Raw genomic sequence first — 22,840 nt, 5'->3', positions numbered from 1 at the left:
CAATATAAACATCTCTACCTTTATACCCTAACAAAAATAATTTGGACTGCCACCATACACTCTCATTTTATATAATGATCCAAGTATTACCTAAACCTTATATTACATTTATTAATGATCACTTACTACCAGAATAAAGTAAAATCTTTCATTAAATGAAATTTCACAAGATATCCTCTACTTACAAGCATAATCATGAACAACACTTTCATAAGCAAGGGAATCCACAACCACACCTTGAACATTATTATCAACACGTTGTGTGTTTATTGCACCAGAATTACCTTCTTGCTTACTGAACTCAAGCGCAATCAGACGTTTTAGTTCTGAGACTTCAAACGTCCAAAACTTGCTTGATAATAAAGAAACCTCACAATCACTACATTTATCACTTAATTTAAAGTCTTTTCCTTTTTTAACACAAAACCTACAACTAAAAGCTAACAGATACTTAACCTTAAGGTGACAATCAATAAATACATTTCTAATATTATTTAACTTTAACCAAAAAGCATTACCAACCTTACAAGCAATATATAAATATATTCCATCCGAACTAAATATAGAACCTGTAAATGCATCACTTTTTATTACTATTTCAGTATTTTGACCAGTAATGTCCCCAGCAACGTTATTTCCATACATCTCAATATTACCATTAGTACATGATACACTAGCAAATTTAGCTACATCACCTCGAACAATAATCCCATTGTTACTGGATTTATACAAGCTATTACATACAACATGCCCAGAAACTGATCCATTAACCTCCACTAAACCATCATTTGATATGATACAACCCTGAACATTGCCATAAACCTTAATACTTTGACAATTTATTTGAAATCCTTTTGGAATATTACCCATTATAACGATTTCTTTACACAACATTGCCCGCAACGTAGCATCATTAGGTATAGATTTAAAATGCTCTTCAGAAAATATCACTCGACCTTGTACTGAAAACAATGTTAAATCTTCTTCCACAATACATTCAGTATCAAATACACTAAATAAGTTCCTTAATTTCTCAACCAATTCTTCATTTACACCAGACATATATTTTCTAGTTTCACATCTTATATTGTCTTGACCCATAGCAAAAAACACATCCTCCAACTTTCCTTTATGGATTAAACTATGAATAGGCTTCACTTTAGAATTTATCCAATCCAGACTATGTAAGCCTTCAATATACAAACTTGAAATCTCAGGGTCAGGAACTGAAAGAATAGTTTTATAGTACTTACAACAGGGCTTTATATCATTTATAATAGTTGCTTCACATTTCTCAAAATCTGAAGACTTAATTATACATAACATTATCCAATTGAAAAGCATATACTTACTTTCTGAACGCAAGCGTTCAGTCAGACCACCAATACCATAGACCGTATTACATAGCTGTCCGAACAAATCCTTGATAAACGCCTTCAATTCTTCAGGTGTCAAAATTTGACGTTTGTAAGAAACATCACTTGACATCTTAAATATAGAAGAATTCTTTCCAGAACGTTTTGATGAAACGTTACGTACACCTAATAAAGATTTATTTACTAAGTTGCACAAACTACCATCAACAACTACCGAATCCTGAGAATCATCCAAGCTAGAAACTGATGAAGAAAGACTAGTACATTTACTACTTACCGATGAAAATGATGATAGCCGTTTTACTGTTCTTGTGAAGACAAAATTTTGATCAGCAAATGAACCTGTATTTTTTGATTTAGCATCTGACTTTCCACTCCCAGCAACACTTTTCATAGATAACTTGCCATTATTCATACCACTTGTTGAAGGCATATTTTTACTATCATCACAATCTCCATAAGGCGATACTCTTGATCCTAAATTTGATTTCACATTTATACTATCAGCAACACCCATCCCAAGAGCACTATGACCAGATAATTTGGACGATGGATTATTTGCCTTATAATTTGGTAGAGTATTACTACGACAAAACTCTCCACGATCAAAACAAGTGTCCTTACTTGAAATTCCAGATACCCCATACAGAGATGAATCCTTTTTCATAATATTTGACATATCTTGTAAAGATACATTACCTATACTTTCAGATGATTGTACACTTTGACTAGCACATTTGTCTTCTTCTTCTAAAATATGAGGTATATTAGCACTACAATCTATTTTCTTCTGTATATTATTTAATACATAATCTACAAACATTTGTAATAAATATACTATTTTAACATTTCCAGAATCATCATACCTAATAAATAGGCCATTCCTATCCCTGACCACAATATCACAAAGTTTACTACTCAAACTAGATTCAACCTCAGATAGTTCTATACTAGGGAATATTTCAAGTAATTTATCCTGACCTATTTCTGCAACCAATATTTTAATCAACTGCTCTTTACTACCAACATCAGAAATCAATGATTTTAACAGCGCATGCCTATTTTCTTCATGTAGCATACATTGCACTACAAAAAAATTATATACCCCTATCGATATCCTACTAGCAGAAAGATTAAGCATATTTGTAGAATCTTCACCTGGTAACTGATCTACACTCTTTGTTTTACCACTCTTTTTTCTAAGAGAAACTCCTGCATTACCGGTCCTTAAAGTTAATGGAGCAGATGTTGAATAAATAGTATCTGTTAATCGAGTACTCACTCTTATCTGACTACTAGAAGGTCCAGGCAGAGAATCACATGGTACCTTATCTTCCGCAACAGTAACTTTAGGTGTAGATTTGTCAGATACTGCTATATTATCAGATATACTAGTAGTCGATTTCTCAATAGCATCAGGTACTACCAAAGTATTCACATCAACAAACAATATATTATTTCGTCTACTGTCAGATCTACCATAGGTTTTTGCATTACTAACCCGCCTAACAATCCCCTGTTCTTCTAAACTTGATCCTGTGACTGCAGCACCTTCTACCTTCTCTGTACTGCTACATGACTCTATAGTAGCACCTTGTATTTCCTGAGCAACAACATCATCACATATTTTTATTTTCCCTACTTGATCTTCTTTCACACTAAAATCTGTTTTTAATACCATACACTCGGATTCAACTCTTCCATATGAAGATTCACCATCAGTTCTACTACTTGCCACATCAACTTTTGCTGACAAAGATGCTACAACAATAGACTCACCATCAGTTTGATTATTAACACTACTTAAATCATCAGCAACCAGAGCAGATCCTGAAGGATCTACACTCTGCATGTTAAAATCTGTTTGTAATACCACACACTCGGATTCAACTCTTCCATACGAAGATTCATCATCAGTTCTACTACTTGCCACATCAACTTTTGCTGACAAAGATGGTACAACAATAGACTCACCATCAGTTTGACCATTAACATTACTTAAATCATCAGCAACCAGAGCAAATCCTGAAGGATCTACACTCTGCATGTTAAAATCTGTTTGTAATACCATACACTCAGATTCAACTCTTCCATACGAAGATTCATCATCAGTTCTACTACTTGCCACATCAACTTTTGCTGACAAAGATGCTACAACAATAGACTCACCATCAGTTTGATTATTAACACTACTTAAATCATCAGCAACCAAAGCAGATCCCGAAGGATCTACACTCTGCATGTTAAAATCTGTTTGTAATACCACACACTCGGATTCAACTCTTCCATATGAAGATTCATCATCAGTTCTACTACTTGCCACATCAACTTTTGCTGACAAAGATGGTACAATAATAGACTCACCATCAGTTTGACCATTAACATTACTTAAATCATCAGCAACCAGAACAGATCCCGAAGGATCTACACTCTGCATGTTAAAATCTGTTTGTAATATCACACACTCGGATTCAACTCTTCCATATGAAGATTCATCATCAGTTCTACTACTTGCCACATCAACTTTTACTGACAAAGATGCTACAACAATAGACTCACCATCAGTTTGATTATTAACACTACTTAAATCATCAGCAACCAAAGCAGATCCTGAAGGATCTACACTCTGCATGTTAAAATCTGTTTGTAATACCACACACTCGGATTCAACTCTTTCATATGAAGGTTCATCATCAGTTCTACTACTTGCCACATCAACTTTTGCTGACAAAGATGGTACAACAATAGACTCACCATCAGTTTGACCATTAATACTACTCAAATCACCTGCAGTTACAGTAACTTCATAAGGATTTACACTTTCTATTGTACTGACTACAACACCATCAATGCCACGTTCATCACTTACTAATACAGTATGTTGTTCTTCTTCATTTTCCAAATATGATGTAATAACAATATCATTTTCAATCAGGATATCTTCAGTACTTACATCTTGAAGAACAGACCACAACTCTTGATCATAATTATTATTGACATAGCATATAAAAGATCTCAACGTAGGATATACCTTATAATCTACTGAATTTAATAACTGTCCATGCTCTGTTGTACTAAAATTAGAAGATCCGTGTCCAACAATGTTACTAGGTTTCTGTGTAAATACTGTAGGAAATATTTTAACCAATTTATCCATATCAATTTCAGCAGATAGTATTCTAATCAACTGGTCTTTATTACCCACTTCTAAAATTAACGTCCTCATTAACTCTTCCCGACCAGCACTTGATGATATACAATTCCAAATATAAAACTCATTAATTTTATGTGCAGCATCAGGAGCAAACGGATCAAATTTATCATAGCTCTCAATCTGGCTCCTAACCTTAACAGGGTCTACATTAGGTTGAAAAACACTGCCCTTTTTAATAACATCATATTTTTGTACAGCTCTTTCTCTTGTAACCGTAGATAAAGGGTGAACTCCACTAAAACTATTAGATGATTTTAACATTATTTGCCTTTTCTTACTCGCAATACGATTTAATGTAAGTGATCTACCAAAAGACTCTCTATCAGCCATTTCTGTAGCCTGACTCTGCCCCCTATCTAACACCATAACACTCAATTGATTGCCCAATTCCTCCAATGTAGAACACAACTGATTCATCTGATCTATTACATTATGTATCTCTAAGTCTAACTTAAATAACTTCAGCAGAATAACAGGATTAATAATTCCTTTTTTAAATCCCCTACTTTCTACATCAGATGTATCATTAAATATTTGCAACAAGTTTCTTATAATAATTTGCGTTTTTTCAATTAACTCAACAATAACCTTTCTCTGCTTTATAATGAATGCAAGTTCACTACTTTTATTAACTGCTACCTTAAAATCATAATCAATAAAAGAAAATATATCATCCTGACCATTTCCTTGCTTACTTATCTCGCTTTGAATTTTAACAGAATCAGTAACTTCCTTATCAACTACACTGTGGTCTTGTCTTAATACTCCTTGAGTTGATGTAGAAGAAGCATTATTATCATCAACATTCGCTTGAATTGCTGCTACAGTATAATAACCAGCATTCTGACTATCTACTGTCATAGTTTTGTGTCTCCTCCTACGTGAATGCTTTGAACTCATCATACGATCTACACATGTGGTACAGAAAGCATTATGCTGACTATCAATAGTTTTCTTAGATAACACATTAAGTGATGTAGTTTCATACCCAACAGAAACATCTAATACATCCTGAATACAATTTACACGATATAAAATATCCTCAATACAGGACAAGCACACTACATCAAAAAAAGCTACCTGCTGGTCATAATTCTTTTCAAATTGCCTAGAAATAATATCATATATTCCTACATATATTCCTCTCAATTTTTCATTTAATCGTGCAATAACTTCTCGATTAGCATCTAAATCAACATCACTATCTGGCACAGTATATTCTGCTACTTCATCACTATGCTCTTTAATTGAAACACCATTCGCCTGATGTTGGTCAGAGGATTGTTTACCAGAACTAGAGGACTCCTTAACTTTAAACTTAGCAGCAAATTTGAGCATCATTAATATAACCTAATTTATAAATATTTTTCTTAATTTATATAGTTCTGGTATTAATATATAAAAATAATTACAAAACATGTTACATAAACATCCATTACATTCATCAAGTAAGAAATTAAGATAAATATAAGGCAACTGCATTAACAAAACAAAAAACACAAACAATAAGCATAAAACAACTTAGCGTTAGAATTTTCTCCATGAGAAGCTTTAAAATTACTTTATACTCAATAAATATGGTAGTACTTATTTTTCTAATACTATAACTGGACTTTTTAATTTTTAACTAATTTATAAATAAATTAATATGTAAACAAATGTAATCTACTATGTTTACAGTTTAATCTACAATAAATAACTTTATTTAATTAGAGACTACAAACTCTATGCCACACAATTTCTGAATCAGATTATCAAATAATTAAACTATTAACTAAATATTTAGCTAGTTTATAATAATCTTACAAGATAACATGCCACTAATAATAAAGTCAAAAACAAAAGTTTAACTAAACAAGAACACAGAATCACCAATTAAAATATTACCTACCTAATAAGCCTATAGTATGGATTATCATAACAACACAACAAGAAAAATATAATGTTTTCTGTGCTTAAAATGTCCATCATTACAATATAATCGATATTTTTCACCGTATAAAACCATCCTCCTAATTTTTAATAAATATTAATGCAACAAATACACAATGTTAAGATTCATTTTTTATTATTTATACCAATTTAATATATAAACATTCACAATATATGTAAAAAAAATAATAAGTCAATATAAAAAAATTAATATAATAAATAAATTTTTTAATAAATAGTGGATGATCAAACTTGCTATAATCTAACGTTCTACATTAAACAACTGGACAATATAATTTGTAACATAGATCCAGATAACTTACCACAATATCAGTAAAAAATCCAATTTAACATACAAGATTAACAAATTTCATTACATTTACAATATTATCCTATTCACACATACATTATTAAGGATTACATACACAACTGATGATTTTTTATTGTAGATCTTGAAATATATATTATTTATATTTAATGTTTTACTAAGCCCCATACATTATACACACTACACATTTTATAAAAATGTTTACATAAATTAATAACTACTAAAATAATATTATGCCAGATTTCTCTATAGAAAATGAAATATTAAAATTAAAAAATAATAGCAACTGTGTCATCGCAGGAGTTGATGAGGTAGGGTACGGGTCTCTAGCTGGCCCTGTAGTATCAGCAGCCGTTTTTTTTCCAAATTACAATAACAATATAATACTAGATATTAACGATTCAAAAAAACTAACTCCAACAAAAAGACAAAAGATTTATAATCATATCATCACAATAGTAAAATGGAGCATAGGATTTGCACATATATCAGAAATAGACGAACATAATATATTAAATGCCACACACATCGCAATGAAAAGGGCACTAACAGGTCTAAATGCTCATACAGATATAGATTATGTAATAATAGATGGAAATAAAGTACCAGATATACCGTGGAATGCACAAGCAATCATAGGAGGAGATACCATTAGTACATCAATTGCTGCTGCATCTATAATAGCAAAAGTTACACGAGATAGACTTATGGAAATGTTACATACACAGTACCCAAAATATCATTGGCACAAAAACAAAGGATATGGAACTAAAGATCACATAACATCTTTATATAAATATGGAAAAACTATATACCACAGAAATACATTTACTCCAATATCACAAATTACCCATACTTATAAAAACTAGTAATTCAATATGCACAAAACCAAATATCACTAAAACCTTTTTACAAAAATATGTTTAAATACTTAATTACTAAACATAAATAATTATACCTTAAAAGTATTTAATCAAATTCACTAAAAACCAGCTATATAAAAATCAACATCATATCCTATGTATTTTAGAAATCACAAATCCTTTTACTACAATCGCTATCATAACTAATATATTACAAGGTTCATAAGATCATATTTACTAAAATACAATACATACATAAGAGAACATACTACGTAAAACATTAAACACTATTCCAAAGCATTGTAGAAATTACAAACTCTTTACTACAACCGCTACCATAACTAATATATTACAAGGTTCATAAGATCATATTTACTAAAATACAATGTATACATAAGAGAACATACTACGTAAAACATTAAACTCTATTCTCAATACACTGTAGAAATCACAAATCCTTTTACTACAATCGCTATCATAACTAATATATTACAAGGTTTATAAGATCACATTTACTAAAATTACAATATATACATAAGAGAACATACTACGTAAAACATTAAACTCTATTCTCAATACACTGTAGAAATCACAAATCCTTTTACTACAACCGCTACCATAACTAATATATTACAAGGTTCATAAGATCACATTTACTAAAATTACAATACATACATAAGAGAACATACTACATAAAACATTAAACTCTATTCTCAATGCACTGTAGAAATTACAAACTCTTTACTACAATTGCTACTATAGTTAATATACTACAGATTTATAAAACCAAATTCATTAAAACTAGATATACAAAATTACTATATGTAACAATAGAGAAGATATACTACGTAAAAAAGAAAACTAACTTTAGAGATAGACAACCCACCATTATAGTGGATATTAATTAAATAATTTTAAGACATGTAATGCTATTTTTTTATAGATACTACAAGTTACAATACTATTATACAATAAATAAAATACCCTAAATAAGATATAAAAACCAACCCCATTAGATCTAAAATTCTTATTCTAAAATATCCAGACAATATATTAACAATGGCACCCCATACTGGAACCCATGAACATACTAAGGATAATAACATTAAAACTGAACAGATATAACGACCTAGCCTGCCATAATCATCTTGCGTTTTATGATATCCCATACGTGCACAAATTATCATCCTGCCAAGTACCCAATTAATAATGCTACCAACTACTGATCCCAGCGTTGCCACTAACAACATTAAAAAATAATTATAGCCTCCAAAATAACTCATTATCTTAAATATTAACACCTTATTTAGTGGAAGCACAAGAGCAGCAACTAAACTATCAATAAACAATAAGCTATAAATTTCTAGCATATGTAGATATACCATATTATACTTCAATGGGACCGGTGCGATTTGAACGCACGACCTCCAGATTAGGAATCTAATGCTCTATCCTACTGAGCTACGGCCCCAACATACGATTCAATCATATCCATTATCTGTATAATGTAAATAAATTTTCAAACTTACATAACACTACATACAAACATATCTGATTTAAAAATATAACTACTTTATACATAAATGAACATCACTTAGTATGTTAACAAACCATAGTGTAAATAAACAAAATTATTCATATAAAAAATGAATTTTGTTTCTAACATATAGACATAAGTGACAACTTTTTATTATCCTACTCTCATTATAAAATCTCATGTGATTTTTCATCAATAACTATTAAAGATCAAAAAAACATACATCTCAATACCACTATAAAAGAAGTAACATAAAATGACTCTATTATGACCTAGGATTCCTATGTTATTAAAATATTAATAGCGTTTTTAATTAATACAACATAGAAATAAAACTACACTATTTTTCTTTGTTTAAGAACTTCACATAATCTTTCCACGTCAGACAGTTTATGAGATGCATTAAATACAAACCTTAATCTTGGGGTAGGAGAAGTAGGAGGACGTATTGCAATAACGAATAATCCTTCTTCTTGTAAAACTTTCTGTGCACTTAAAGCAGTGGTTACATCTTTCATAATTATCGGCACTATATGACTACTAGGTTCTGGAAAGCCTAAATTCTTACAGAAAAACTTTGCAAGTTTAATCGGAGCATCTATAACAGATTTATTAATAATGTCCAATGCAGAACTCGCAGCTGCAACTACCATTGGTGGTAATGCTGTTGTATATATAAAAGTCTTTGCTTTATTTTGTATATATTTTATTACAACTTCAGACGCACACACATATCCACCCAAAACACCAGCTGCTTTAGATAAAGTACCCACATATATATCCGAATCAGAATGCATCATCAATCCAAGACTATGAGCACAATCGGTAATAAGCCACGCATTGTACTTTCTTGCCAATACTTTTAACTGTTTAATAGGTGCGATATCACCATCCATACTATATACTTGTTCAACAATAATTAAACAGCGCCTATGTAAATTTCTATATTTTTCTAAAATATATTCACAATCTAGATAATCATTATGTTTAAATCTATAGTTTTTAGCTTGTGAAAGCTTGATTCCATCAATAATAGAAGAGTGTACTAATTTATCAGAAACTACCATATCATGTCTACATATCAAGGCAGAAATTACCCCTACATTAGCTAAATAACCACTACTAAATACTAGAGCCATCTCTTTATCATATAATTTAGCTAACTTAGATTCTAAACAGTGATACAAACAATTATCCCCAGTAATCATTCTAGAAGCTCCAGCTCCTACTCCATAAAGATTTATTGCATCAATAGCCGATTTTTTTAATATAGGATGACCTATTAACCCTAAATAATTATTACATGAAAAGGACACTAATTTTTTATCATTGTGATAAATCATACATCCGGCATCATATCTAGTAATGTTAGGAAGTTCTCTATACATACTACTATGTTTCAATTCTATCAGCTCTTGATTCAACACTTGGTCTAACATAACGTACCAATATTTGCCTTCTCTATAATGATTTATTATATAATATCGTTATTTCATATCATAACATTACCTATTCTTCCAATGATATTAGAACAACATTCCAGCATCTGTATTTCAAGATTATAATAAGAAAACAACACACAGAAAAAATCTCATATACAAAAAATTATATTAAATCTCTCCTAACAGTACCAAAGATATATCAATCCTGTAATAGGTTCAGCGTACTGTTTTACCACAAACATTTACTCTGATAAAAATAAAAAAATATAAAATACTTTTCAAGAAATCCCACTAGAAAATAACTGAAACATACAACTAAATATCACAAATATTCAACTACTAAACTGTACAATTCATTATCTATTCCTATATAAGTCTCCATAATCAATACTTAACCCGTTTAATCTCCAAAGTTTACATTACAAAACATCACTATTAACTTTAACGTAACAACGTACAGCTTCACTTAAACACAGAATTCCCTACCACTATAGCAATATACACTTACCATTAGCACAACCTATATAATAAACTTCACTTTTTATAATTGAAAACCAAAGATAAACAACAACATAATCCTTATATTCTAAATATAAACTTTCAACATTTTACTATGTATTAGCCTACATTCAAAATATAAAAAATTATCACAATTACAGTGTATACAATATGAATATTTAATAACAATATGTAAACACTTCACAGATCTTATTCGCATTAAATATCACTTAGATAGAATACACATCCTTCATAAAACACATTTATTCAAAACATGCATATCTTATAGACCCCATATTCTAAAAATACTACATAATAAGCCACTCAGCTTATATTCTAAAACGTACAAAATTATCAACAACTACAAAGTATATAATTTGAGTATTTAATAACAATATGTAAACATTTCACAGATCTTATTCGCATTAAATATCACTTAGATAGAATACACATCCTTCATAAAACACATTTATTCAAAACATGCATATCTTATAGACCCCATATTCTAAAAATACTACATAATAAGCCACCCAGCTTATATTCTAAAACGTACAAAATTATCAACAACTACAAGGTATATAATATGAATATTTAATAACAATATGTAAACATTTCACAGGTCTTACTTGTACTAAATATTACTTAGATAGAACTGAAATTCTTAATAAATAGATTCAATAATAAGATAATATACAAAATACTATTTAGAAATATTAGAAACTTACAAAATTAAAACACAATACACCTCTAATATGAATAGCATTATAAATAAACAGAAATTAATGCATACAACAAACTAAAAAGTCATAAAAATAATTCATATTATACTTAATTTGAATAAATACCTACCATTGGACTGTAGTATAAATATAAAAGAAAAAACCGTAGACCTGGCACCATAACTTATTAGCATAATTAATACTTGTATGGATAATACAGCCGTAATTTAAAGTATGGTGCTTTTTAAATAACTATGCAGCAACCTACTAAAATATATTAAGACTAAATCAACTGTCCAATACCAATAATAAATATAAGTAGATTACAACACACAATACCGAGTACACCTAATTATAATCTCAAAATTACACACCAAAAAACAAATTGTAATACTATATTTAATTCTTAGTAATCAACAACACCCCCAGTATCAGACACTCCATCAGAAATGCCGCAGTTATTATAATGATCATCAGCTTCAATCGATGCTAGATCTTGATATTCACTATTATAATACATAGAATAATCATCCTTATTTAGTAAAGATAATTTCTTTATTTTATTCATTAAAAATCCAGTTCCTGCTGGTATTAATCTACCTACAATAACATTTTCCTTTAATCCATATAAAGAGTCTTCTTTACCAGAAAATGCTGCTTCTGTAAGTACTTTTGTAGTTTCTTGGAATGAAGCTGCAGAAACAAATGAATTAGTATCAAGACTCGCTCTAGTAATACCTTGTAGTATTGGTATATATTTAGCAGGCGACTTACCAATTTTTTCCATATCATTGTTGGTTTTTATAACTTCTTCTATATCTACATTTTCCCCTATTAGATACATAGTATCCCCTGGTTCAAATATTTCAACCTTTTGTAACATCTGTCTTAAAATTACTTCTATATGTTTATTATCAATACGTACACCTTGTAATCTATAAACCTGCTGGATTTCAGCAATCATGTAATTTGCTAAGGCTTCTACTCCCAATACACGTAATATATCATGAGGATCAGGATCACCATCCATCAACAAATCTCCTTTATGTACAAAATCACCTTCATTTACAATAGTATGCTTACCTTTAGGCACTAAATACTCTACAGGAGATAACTTATCATCTACTGGTTTAATAAATATACGTCTTTTAGATCTGTAATAATCTTTCCCAAATTCAACATAACCATCAATATCACTCACTATAGCATGCTCTTTTGGACGACGTGCCTCAAATAACTCAATTACTCTTGGTAAACCACCTGTAATATCCCTAGTTTTAATGGATTCTCGTGGAATTCTGGTAATTATGTCACCAGCATGAACTTTTTGTCCATCTTGTACACTTAATACTGCCCCTATTGGTATAAAATAATTAGCTTCCAACCCACTAGACAATGTTATAACATTACCATTATCATCAACTAGAACTAACCTAGGTCTTAAATTAGCACCTTGCAAATGTAACTTCCAATCGACTACTACCCTATTAGAAATACCAGTAGATTCATCCAATACTTCATTAATTGATACACCATCTATCAAATCCATATACTTAATTATACCAGTTTTCTCAGTAATAATAGGCATTGTATAAGGATCCCAATCAGCAATTTTTTCAGTAATTTTAACAAGTTGACCATCATTTACATAGAGCCGAGCACCATAAGGAATACTATGACGCATTTTCTCATTTCCAACACTATCAAGCAATACTACATCACACGATCTACTCATCACAATCTTATTGCCATACTTATCTTCAACAACATTACTATTGACTAATTTAACCTTAGCATCCAATACAGCTATTAAATTTGAAGTCTCAACCCCTCTCATTGCAGTACCTCCAACGTGGAAAGTACGCATAGTCAACTGAGTACCAGGTTCACCAACAGATTGAGCAGCAATTACTCCAACAGCCTCACCTATAGATACAATATCACCAATAGCAAGATCCCTACCATAACACAACGCACAAATACCTTTTTTAGCCTCACAAGTAAGAGGAGATCTTACTTTAACAGCATCCAACCCCGCTATTTTTATTTTTTCTACTTTAGCCTCATCTATCAACTCCCCTGCTTTTACAAGCAACTCTTTAGTTATAGGATTATACACATCAACAGCAGCTACCCTTCCTAAGATAATATTATCTAAAGTTTCAACTACAGTACCACCATCAATAACCGATCTCATAGCAAAACCATTATGTGTCTTACAATCATACTGAACAACTATACAATCCTGAGCAACATCAACAAGCCTACGAGTTAAGTATCCAGAGTTCGCTGTTTTCAAAGCTGTATCTGCTAAACCTTTTCTTGCACCATGTGTTGAATTGAAGTATTCAAATACATTCAATCCTTCCCGGAAATTAGAGATGATAGGAGTTTCAATAATTTCACCTGAAGGCTTCGCCATTAATCCTCTCATTCCAGCTAATTGTTTCATCTGAGATGCAGATCCCCTAGCCCCAGAATGAGCCATCATATAAATAGAATTCAATTTATCTTCTTCATCATATACAGAAATAGCTTTCATCATATCTTTAGCAATAAGATCAGTACACTTAGACCATTCATCTATAACTTTATTATATCTCTCACTCTTCGTAATTAATCCATCCTGATACTGCATAGCAAATTCTTTAATTTTCTCACTTGCATTATCTACATGCATTGTTTTAGTATCTGGAATGATCATATCTCTACGTCCAAATGAAATCCCAGACTGAGAAGCATACTTGAACCCAAGCGACATTAATTTATCTGAAAATTCAACAGTCTCACTTTGACCACAACTTCTATATACTAAATCAACTATAGACGTGATTTCTTTTACAGTTAGTACCTGATTTACTAAATCAAAAGTTAAATTCTTATGTTCTGGAAATATCTGCCATAATATCAACCTACCAGGTGTAGTTTCTATAATTTTTGAATAATATGTAACATTACCATCTAATGGATTAGTATTACAATAATTCATCTTGTACTTAATCTTAGTACATATATGTATATCCTTATTATGCAACGCGTATTCTACGTGGCTAAAATCACCAAAGAATAAAATGTCTGCAGGCTCAACATGATCTTGCAAAGTCAAATAATATATCCCAAGTATTATGTCTTTAGAAGGTACAATTATCGGTTTACCATTAGAAGGACTCAAAATATTATTAGTAGACATCATCAATATTCTAGCTTCAAGTTGAGCTTCAAGTGACAAAGGTATATGAACAGCCATCTGATCTCCATCGAAGTCAGCGTTAAATGCACTACACACCAAAGGATGTAATTGTATTGCTTTTCCTTCTATCAACACCGGATCAAATGCTTGTATACCTAATCTATGTAAAGTAGGAGCTCTGTTTAATAATATAGGATGCTCATGTATAACCTCATCTAAAATATCCCAAACTTCTGGTTTTTCATTTTGTATCATTTTATTCGCTAATTTTACTGTTGGAACAATACCATACATTTTTAGCTTAGAACAAATAAAGGGCTTGAATAATTCTAAGGCCATTTTCTTAGGTAAACCACATTGATGCAGCTTTAAATTAGGACCCACAACTATTACTGATCTACCAGAATAGTCCACTCTCTTTCCTAACAAATTCTGTCTAAAACGCCCTTGTTTACCTTTGAGCATGTCACTTAATGACTTCTTATAACCCACACTACCAGCTTTATTGGAAACATAACTACGACGTGTACTATCAAAAAGAGCATCAACAGCTTCCTGTAGCATTCTTTTCTCATTACGTATCATAATCGCAGGAGGATTAAGCTTTAACAACTTACCTAATCTATTATTACGATTAATAATAGTCCTATAATGATGATTTAAATCAGAAACTGCAGGTCTCCCATTTTCCAAAGAAACAAGTGGTCTTAAATCAGGTGGTAAAATTGGAATCACCGTTAATATCATCCATTCTGGTCTATTACCAGAATTAATAAAATTCTCTACAATACGTAACCTTTTTACTATTTTCTTTCTCTTCATTTCTGAAGTTGTAGATTCTAATTCACTTCTCAAACTTGCATTTATTGCATGAAGATCTAACCTAACTAACAACTCTCTTATAGCTTCAGCCCCAGTCAATGCAATAAAACTATCTTCCCCATAATTATCTTTCGCTTGATTATAAGCACTTTCACTAATAACCTCACCTTTAGACAATGGAGTTGCAATAGGATCAATAACTACAAAATCACCACTATATAAAATACTTTCTATTAACTTAAGTGGCATATCGAGTAAAGCACCTATACGTGATGGCAAAGACTTTAAAAACCAAACATGAGCAACAGGAGATACAAGTTCTATATGCCCCATTCTTTCCCTACGTACTTTTGATGAAGTTACTTCAACACCACACTTTTCACAGATTACGCCCCTATAACGTTTTTTTCTGTACTTACCACATAAACATTCATCATCGTTAACTGGTCCAAATATCTTAGGACAAAACAATCCACCTTTTTCCACCTTAAACGTACGATAATTAGTGGTAGAAATATCTTTAATTTCACCATACGACATTGCTCTTATGCTTTCAGGGCTAGCTATAGATATACAAATCTTATCAAAAGATTGTGCAATGCTAGTATAGCCATATAAATCCAACATCTTCATACACTACTACCCTTAACTATCAATTATTAACTTTTTTGTCATGTAAGAAATCTTTATCTTGCTTTAAAGCAACATCTAAACATAATGAACGTAATTCTTTTACCATCACATTAAATGATTCTGGTATACCACACTCAAAATTACTATCACCCTTAATGATAGATTCATAAATTTTAACTCTTCCCACAATATCATCAGATTTTACTGTAAGCATTTCTTGTAAAGTATAAGCAGCACCATAAGCTTGTAATGCCCAACATTCCATCTCCCCAAAACGTTGACCACCAAAGTGAGATTTACCTCCTAATGGTTGCTGAGTCACTAACCCATATGGACCTACAGATCTTGCATGTATCTTATCATCAACCAAGTGATGTAATTTAAGCATATATATGTACCCCACAGTAACTTTACGATCAAATTTCTCACCTATACGTCCATCATAAAGATCCACTTGACCAGAAACATCTAGATCAGCTAATTTCAATAAGTTAGAAATTTGACTATCTTTTGGCCCTTCAAATACTGGTGCTGCCATTGGTACACCATCACGTAACCTTTCTGCAAAAACTAACAAATCATCATCACTCATGGATTGGATACTATACTTCAAATCTTGACCATCATATACCTGATCCAAGAAATTTCTAAGATGGGTAATTGTCAATTCATCAATATTATCCAATATATGCCCTATCTTCTTACCTAAATTAACAGATGCCCAGCCTAGATGTGTCTCTAAGATTTGTCCAACATTCATACGAGAAGGAACACCCAAAGAATTAAGTATAATATCAACAGGAGTACCATCTTCTAAATATGGCATATCTTCAACAGGAACAATACGAGAAATAACCCCCTTATTCCCATGTCTACCTGCCATCTTATCACCAGGTTGCAGATTATGTTTAACTGCAACAAAAACCTTTACTATACATAAAACACCTTGAGGAAGATCATATCCATAATTAAGTTTATCTATCTTTTGATCAAACTTACTATGAGCATTTTGAATCATTGAATCAAACTTTTCTTTTAAGTCATTAATTTGGGATAATACAGATTCATCATATAACTTGATATCCCACCAGCTCTTCTGTGGAATTGATGCTAAATAATCTTCCATATTTTGATTATTATATTGTGCATTAGTATTTACTAACACTCTCTTTAGTTCATCATAAAAGTACTCACTTACAACATCAATTTCATAATCTCTTTCTTTGATGAACCCATTAATTTCATTTTGCTTAATCAGAAGAGATCTATCATTCTCTTCAACACCACGACGCACAAACACATGTACATCAACTACTGTTCCCTCAACATCAATTGGTAAATATAAAGATGAATCCACACAATCAAATACTTTTTCACCAAATATAGTAACTAATAACTTTGTCTCTGGCGGTAAAGAAACAGGAGGTCTAGGAGTCACTTTCCCTACTAAAATGTCTCCTGCAGAAACTTCAGCACCAACATTCACAATACCAACATCATCTAGATGAGATAAACTATCCTCATTAACATCAGGAATGGATCTCATAATTTTCTCTGGACCAAGTGCAGTATCCCTTACTACACATTCAAACTCTTCTATATGTATCGAAGTAAATACATCTTTTTTAACAACTTCACTTGAAATAACTATTGAATCTTCAAAGTTATACCCTTGCCACGACATGAAAGCAACCAATACGTTCTTTCCTAATGCAAGTTCACCTTGATCAATTGCAGACCCATCAGCAATTACATCATTTACTTTTACATAATCCCCAGGTTTTACTAATGGCTTTTGGTTAATACAAGTATTATGGTTAGAACGCTGAAATTTCCTTAAATTATAAATATCGACACCTAAATATTCATTCTTCTCCTTATCAAATGCACGTATTACTATATATAAACCATCTACCCTATGAACAATTCCACTACGTTTTGCTAAAACAACAGTACCTGAACCAGCTGCAACTACCGATTCCATCCCAGTACCAACTAAAGGAGCATCTGCTTTCAACAATGGCACCGCCTGACGTTGCATATTAGATCCCATCAGAGCACGATTTGCATCATTATTTTCTAAGAAAGGAATTAACGATGCAGCTACAGATACAATTTGTTTCGGGGATACATCTATGTAATCAACTTGCTCTCTCTTTACCATAACAAAATTGCCATCATGTCTACAATATAACATATCATCAACAAACCTGTTATTTTTATCAAGAGTAGCACTAGCATCTGCAATATAGTAATTACTCTCTTGCATAGCTAATAAATACTCAACCTTATCAGTAACAACCCCATTATCTACTTTTCTGTATGGGCTTTCAATAAATCCATGTTTATTAATACGAGCATATATAGCCAAACTACTTATCAACCCAATATTCTGACCTTCTGGGGTTTCAATTGGACAAATTCTACCATAATGAGTTGGATGAACATCTCTAACTTCAAAGCCAGCTCTTTCTCTAGTCAAACCACCTGGCCCAAGTGCAGATAATCTACGCTTATGGGTAACTTCAGATAATGGATTAGTTTGATCCATAAATTGAGAAAGTTGAGAAGAACTAAAGAAATCTTTTAGTACTGTAGCTAATACCTTAGGATTTACAAAGTCACATGGCATTGCATTATCAAAATTTACAGAAGACATGTAATCCATTATCATCCTTTCAAGTCTCAATATACCAATTCTAAATTGATTTTCAATAAACTCACCAACAGATCTTACTCTTCTATTACCAAGATGATCTATATCATCAACAAAACCTTCGCCATCTCTTAACAATACTAACTTCTTTATAACATGGATTATATCATCCTTAGTTAATACAGTAACATCTTCACTAATATTTAACCCTAGATGGTCATTTAATTTTATTCTTCCAACAGTGGATAAATCATACCTTTCTTTTTCAAAAAATAGTCCATCAAAAAATGCCTTCATTGTGTCCAAACTAGGAGACTCCCCAGAACGTAAAACCTTATATATTTCAAAAAGAGCATCTTCATATGATACATTTTTATCTAAAAATAATGTATTCAAAATATATGGACCAACTGTTAGAAAATCTATATTTAAAACAAAAATTTCATTGATATCAAACAACTGTAATTTATTTACATGTTCACTAGTGATGCTTTCACCTGCACACATAATCATTATATTGCCAGTAGGATCCATCAAATCATTAGCAATAAATAACCCTTGAATCTCAGCAAATGGAACTAAATACTTTTTTAACCCATCGTTAGCTAACTTTTTAGCCATCCTTAAAGTAATTCTCGTGTTAGCCTTTACTAATACATTTCCATCTACATCAATCAGATCATAAGATAATCTTACACCCCTAAATCTATCTACAACAAATGGTACTATCCATCCTCTTTCACATCTTCGATAATGTATCTTGTCATAAAAGGTATCTAAAATTTCACTATTAGATAAGCCTAAAGCCCTCAACAATAAAGAAACCGGTAACTTTCTCTTTCTATCAATACGGAAATACAATATATCTTTTATATCAAACTCAAAGTCTAACCACGACCCTCTATAAGGAATAATACGAGCCAAGTAAATTAACTTCCCAGAACTATAGGTCTTCCCTTTATCACTATCAAAAAATACACCAGGGGAACGATGCATCTGTGATACTATAACCCTTTCCACTCCATTAATAATAAATGTTCCATAAGAAGTCATAGTGGGGAGATCACCTATAGATACCTCTTGTTCTTTTATGTACTTTATACTTTTTTCTGAAGTTTCCTCATCTACCACATACTTTACTTCTTTAAAAGAAACTTCTTGAACCTTCCACACTATAAAACGTAAAACTATACGTATAGGAACAGAATAAGTAATACCTCTTTTTATACATTCATATTCATCATACTGTGGCTCACCAATACTATAACTAACAAACTGAAGTACTGCACGCCCTAACAGATCTTGTATAGGGAACATAGACTCAAAAATATTTTTTATACCGCTATCAACATCCCGATCTATTCCAATAAATGCATTATATGAATCTCTCTGTATCTTTATTAAATCAGTTAACGAGTCTTTAATATCTATAGACTTTGCATAAGATAACCTAGGCACTGAATTAAAAGAATTTAATACATATTTAGAAGTTACAGAAGAAGACATTAAAATTCCTCAAGATTAATAAATTACAAACAAAAATATAAAAAAATTCCCTATTTAATTGTGACTTTTGCACCAGCATCCTCAAGTTTTTTCTTAATTTCTTCAGCTTCTTCTTTTTTATATTTTTTGCCTTCTACTAATTCTTTTGCACCTTCTTTTTCAACAAACTCTTTCGCTTCTTTCAATCCCAAACTTGTACACTCTCTAACAGCCTTAATAACAGAAATTTTCTTATCAGCAGCATAACTGTCAAAGATTACAGAAAATTCCGTTTTTTCCTCTACTACACTTTCAGCTTGACTACCTCCTGTAGCTGGCACTGCAGTTAATAAGCCACCTTTTGGGAACCCCAGCTTTTGCTCCATCTTATCTACTAATTCTGCTGCCTTACATAAATCCAAACTACAAATTTGATCTACCAAACTATCTATATCAATATTACTCATAACAATTAACCCCAATAATAAAACAATAAACAATAAAGCCTTTACTTACTCTTTTTGACCAAGAGCTTTTAAACACAACGCTAACCTTACAGGAATATTATAAGATATCATACTCATAATCTGTGCATGCAATTCCCTTAAAGATGGCAAGCTAGCAAAATATGAAACCTTATCACTACTTAATATTTCATCATCATCACATGCACACAATAAACTAATCTTGCTTTTATTATTTTTCATAAATTTTGCAAGAATCTTTGAAATCACTATTATATCATCTGAATAGACAATAAAAACAGATCCATGAAACTTAGTAGATAATTCCTCCTTACCTATTTTTTTTAGAGCAATACGAGCAAGACTATTTTTTGTTACCATTAAACCACTACTAGCCATTTTTAATTCTTTTCTTAAAGAAAAAAAATCATTAGCTACCATACCCTGGAAATTAGCTATTATAAAATACTTAAATTTTATAAATAACCCCTCAACTTTGCTTAGATGCAATTCCTTACTACTACGCTTCACTATTTTTACTCCAATAACTAATTATTTAAACTTTCTACTTTAACAGATTTTCCCATAGTTGAAACAATAAACACATCTTTAAAATATACACCTTTGATAGACGCAGGCTTAGATTGTTTAACTGCATCAATGACTGCATTAAAATTTTGTAATAAATCTTCTATAGAAAATTTAACATTTCCAATTTTCACATGAACAATACCTGCCTTATCAGATTTAAACCTAATCTGACCAGATTTTATAATTTTTATAGCTTTAACAAGATCAAAAGTCACTGTATTAAACTTAGGATTTGGCATTAATCCCCTAGGCCCTAAAATCTTAGCAATAGAAGATACCGAAGGCATAAAATCTGGAGTAGTAAGACACCAATCTACATCTAACTTACATTTTTTTCGCTTTATTTCTTCAATTAAATCTTCATCACCCACAATATCAGCCATAGCTTCTTTTGCTGCATCCAAATGTCCTCCTTTAGCAAACACTGCAACTCTTACTTCTCTGCCCAATCCTTTAGGTAATACAACTGATCCTCTAACTTGCTCATCAGATTTTGAGCTATTAATATTAAGATTAATTGCAAGATCTACAGACTCACAAAAATTAGCTTTAGCAGATTCTATAACTTTCCTAAAACCAGACGCAGCATCATAAATTCCATCATTATTTGCTAACAAACTCATATAATCCCCGTATAATACTCAACTTAATCCTGCTCTACAACAATTCCCATAGAAGATGCTGTACCAATAACCATTTTAACTGCAGCATCCACTGTATCAGCATTCATATCAGACATCTTACGTTTTGCTATCTCACAAACAGCTGACATTTTAACTTTACCTACACTCTCTTTTCCTGGATTAACCGAACCTTTATCAATTGCAGCAGCTTTTTTTAATAAATAAGATACAGGAGAATCACTAATTGTAAAACTATAGGACTTGTCATTATAAATTGATATCCTAGCAGTCACCAAATCACCAACCTTATATTTATTATTCGCACTACTTGTAATATCATTAAATTCTTTACAAAACTTAGGCATCGGTATACCACGAGGACCTAATACAGAAGCAATTTTAGGCCCAGGATTTGCCTTACCAGCCTCTATCATCAAATTTATTTTAGATACTAAAACAGCACTCAT

General features: G+C 31.3%; 10 protein-coding genes and 1 tRNA gene. 1 reads left to right on the top strand and 10 read right to left on the bottom strand.

The genetic code is table 11. From position 1 onward, the window contains the following. Positions 1–177: 177 nt before the first annotated feature. Positions 178–5,931: a hypothetical protein gene (locus tag EDL80_RS00955; RefSeq protein WP_158406348.1), complete on the bottom strand. Its 5,754-nt coding sequence runs from the start codon at positions 5,929–5,931 to the stop codon at positions 178–180. 1,152 nt (positions 5,932–7,083) lie between these two features. On the opposite strand from EDL80_RS00955, the gene EDL80_RS00950 reads away from it, so the two are divergent. Continuing rightward, positions 7,084–7,719, top strand: a complete 636-nt coding sequence (locus tag EDL80_RS00950) for a ribonuclease HII (RefSeq protein WP_158406347.1) — start codon at positions 7,084–7,086, stop codon at positions 7,717–7,719. A 947-nt stretch (positions 7,720–8,666) separates the two neighbouring features. Here EDL80_RS00950 and EDL80_RS00945 read toward each other — a convergent pair. The 9 genes from EDL80_RS00945 to rplK form a co-directional block, all read right to left on the bottom strand. Beyond that, positions 8,667–9,083: a DedA family protein gene (locus EDL80_RS00945; protein WP_158406346.1), complete on the bottom strand. Its 417-nt coding sequence runs from the start codon at positions 9,081–9,083 to the stop codon at positions 8,667–8,669. 27 nt (positions 9,084–9,110) lie between these two features. Further along, positions 9,111–9,184 (bottom strand) — tRNA-Arg (locus EDL80_RS00940). Positions 9,185–9,585: 401 nt separating this feature from the next. Beyond that, positions 9,586–10,689, bottom strand: a complete 1,104-nt coding sequence (locus tag EDL80_RS00935; RefSeq protein ID WP_158406345.1) for an aminotransferase class I/II-fold pyridoxal phosphate-dependent enzyme — start codon at positions 10,687–10,689, stop codon at positions 9,586–9,588. Between the two features lie 1,626 nt (positions 10,690–12,315). Continuing rightward, on the bottom strand, positions 12,316–16,554 hold the full coding sequence (gene rpoC / locus EDL80_RS00930; protein ID WP_158406344.1) for a DNA-directed RNA polymerase subunit beta': 4,239 nt from the start codon (positions 16,552–16,554) through the stop codon (positions 12,316–12,318). Positions 16,555–16,573: 19 nt separating this feature from the next. After that, positions 16,574–20,716 carry a DNA-directed RNA polymerase subunit beta gene (gene rpoB, locus EDL80_RS00925; protein WP_158406343.1) on the bottom strand — a complete coding sequence of 1,381 codons (4,143 nt, stop codon included), beginning with the start codon at positions 20,714–20,716 and terminating at the stop codon, positions 16,574–16,576. Positions 20,717–20,766: 50 nt separating this feature from the next. Beyond that, entirely contained in the window at positions 20,767–21,162 is a 396-nt protein-coding gene (gene rplL, locus EDL80_RS00920; RefSeq protein WP_158406342.1) for a 50S ribosomal protein L7/L12, read from the bottom strand. Between the two features lie 45 nt (positions 21,163–21,207). Beyond that, entirely contained in the window at positions 21,208–21,690 is a 483-nt protein-coding gene (rplJ, locus tag EDL80_RS00915; RefSeq protein ID WP_158406341.1) for a 50S ribosomal protein L10, read from the bottom strand. 17 nt (positions 21,691–21,707) lie between these two features. Next, the gene (rplA, locus tag EDL80_RS00910) at positions 21,708–22,373 is read right to left on the bottom strand and encodes a 50S ribosomal protein L1 (protein WP_158406340.1); all 666 of its coding nucleotides are present in this window, start codon (positions 22,371–22,373) and stop codon (positions 21,708–21,710) included. 23 nt (positions 22,374–22,396) lie between these two features. Further along, entirely contained in the window at positions 22,397–22,840 is a 444-nt protein-coding gene (gene rplK, locus EDL80_RS00905; RefSeq protein ID WP_158406339.1) for a 50S ribosomal protein L11, read from the bottom strand.

Source organism: Ehrlichia ruminantium (assembly GCF_009728835.1).
Lineage (GTDB): Bacteria > Pseudomonadota > Alphaproteobacteria > Rickettsiales > Anaplasmataceae > Ehrlichia > Ehrlichia ruminantium_B.
Note: the sequence above shows the minus strand (reverse complement) of the source record. Positions and strands in the feature narration are given on the sequence as shown.

Excerpts from the sequence above, each read along its gene's own strand:
- rplA (WP_158406340.1), bottom strand. The coding sequence starts at position 22,373 with ATGAGTTTGTTAGCAAATAATGATGGAATTTATGATGCTGCGTCTGGT.
- EDL80_RS00950 (WP_158406347.1), top strand. The coding sequence starts at position 7,084 with ATGCCAGATTTCTCTATAGAAAATGAAATATTAAAATTAAAAAATAAT.
- rplK (WP_158406339.1), bottom strand. The coding sequence starts at position 22,840 with ATGAGTGCTGTTTTAGTATCTAAAATAAATTTGATGATAGAGGCTGGT.
- EDL80_RS00935 (WP_158406345.1), bottom strand. The coding sequence starts at position 10,689 with ATGTTAGACCAAGTGTTGAATCAAGAGCTGATAGAATTGAAACATAGT.
- rpoC (WP_158406344.1), bottom strand. The coding sequence starts at position 16,554 with ATGAAGATGTTGGATTTATATGGCTATACTAGCATTGCACAATCTTTT.
- EDL80_RS00955 (WP_158406348.1), bottom strand. The coding sequence starts at position 5,931 with ATGATGCTCAAATTTGCTGCTAAGTTTAAAGTTAAGGAGTCCTCTAGT.
- EDL80_RS00945 (WP_158406346.1), bottom strand. The coding sequence starts at position 9,083 with ATGCTAGAAATTTATAGCTTATTGTTTATTGATAGTTTAGTTGCTGCT.
- rplL (WP_158406342.1), bottom strand. The coding sequence starts at position 21,162 with ATGAGTAATATTGATATAGATAGTTTGGTAGATCAAATTTGTAGTTTG.
- rpoB (WP_158406343.1), bottom strand. The coding sequence starts at position 20,716 with ATGTCTTCTTCTGTAACTTCTAAATATGTATTAAATTCTTTTAATTCA.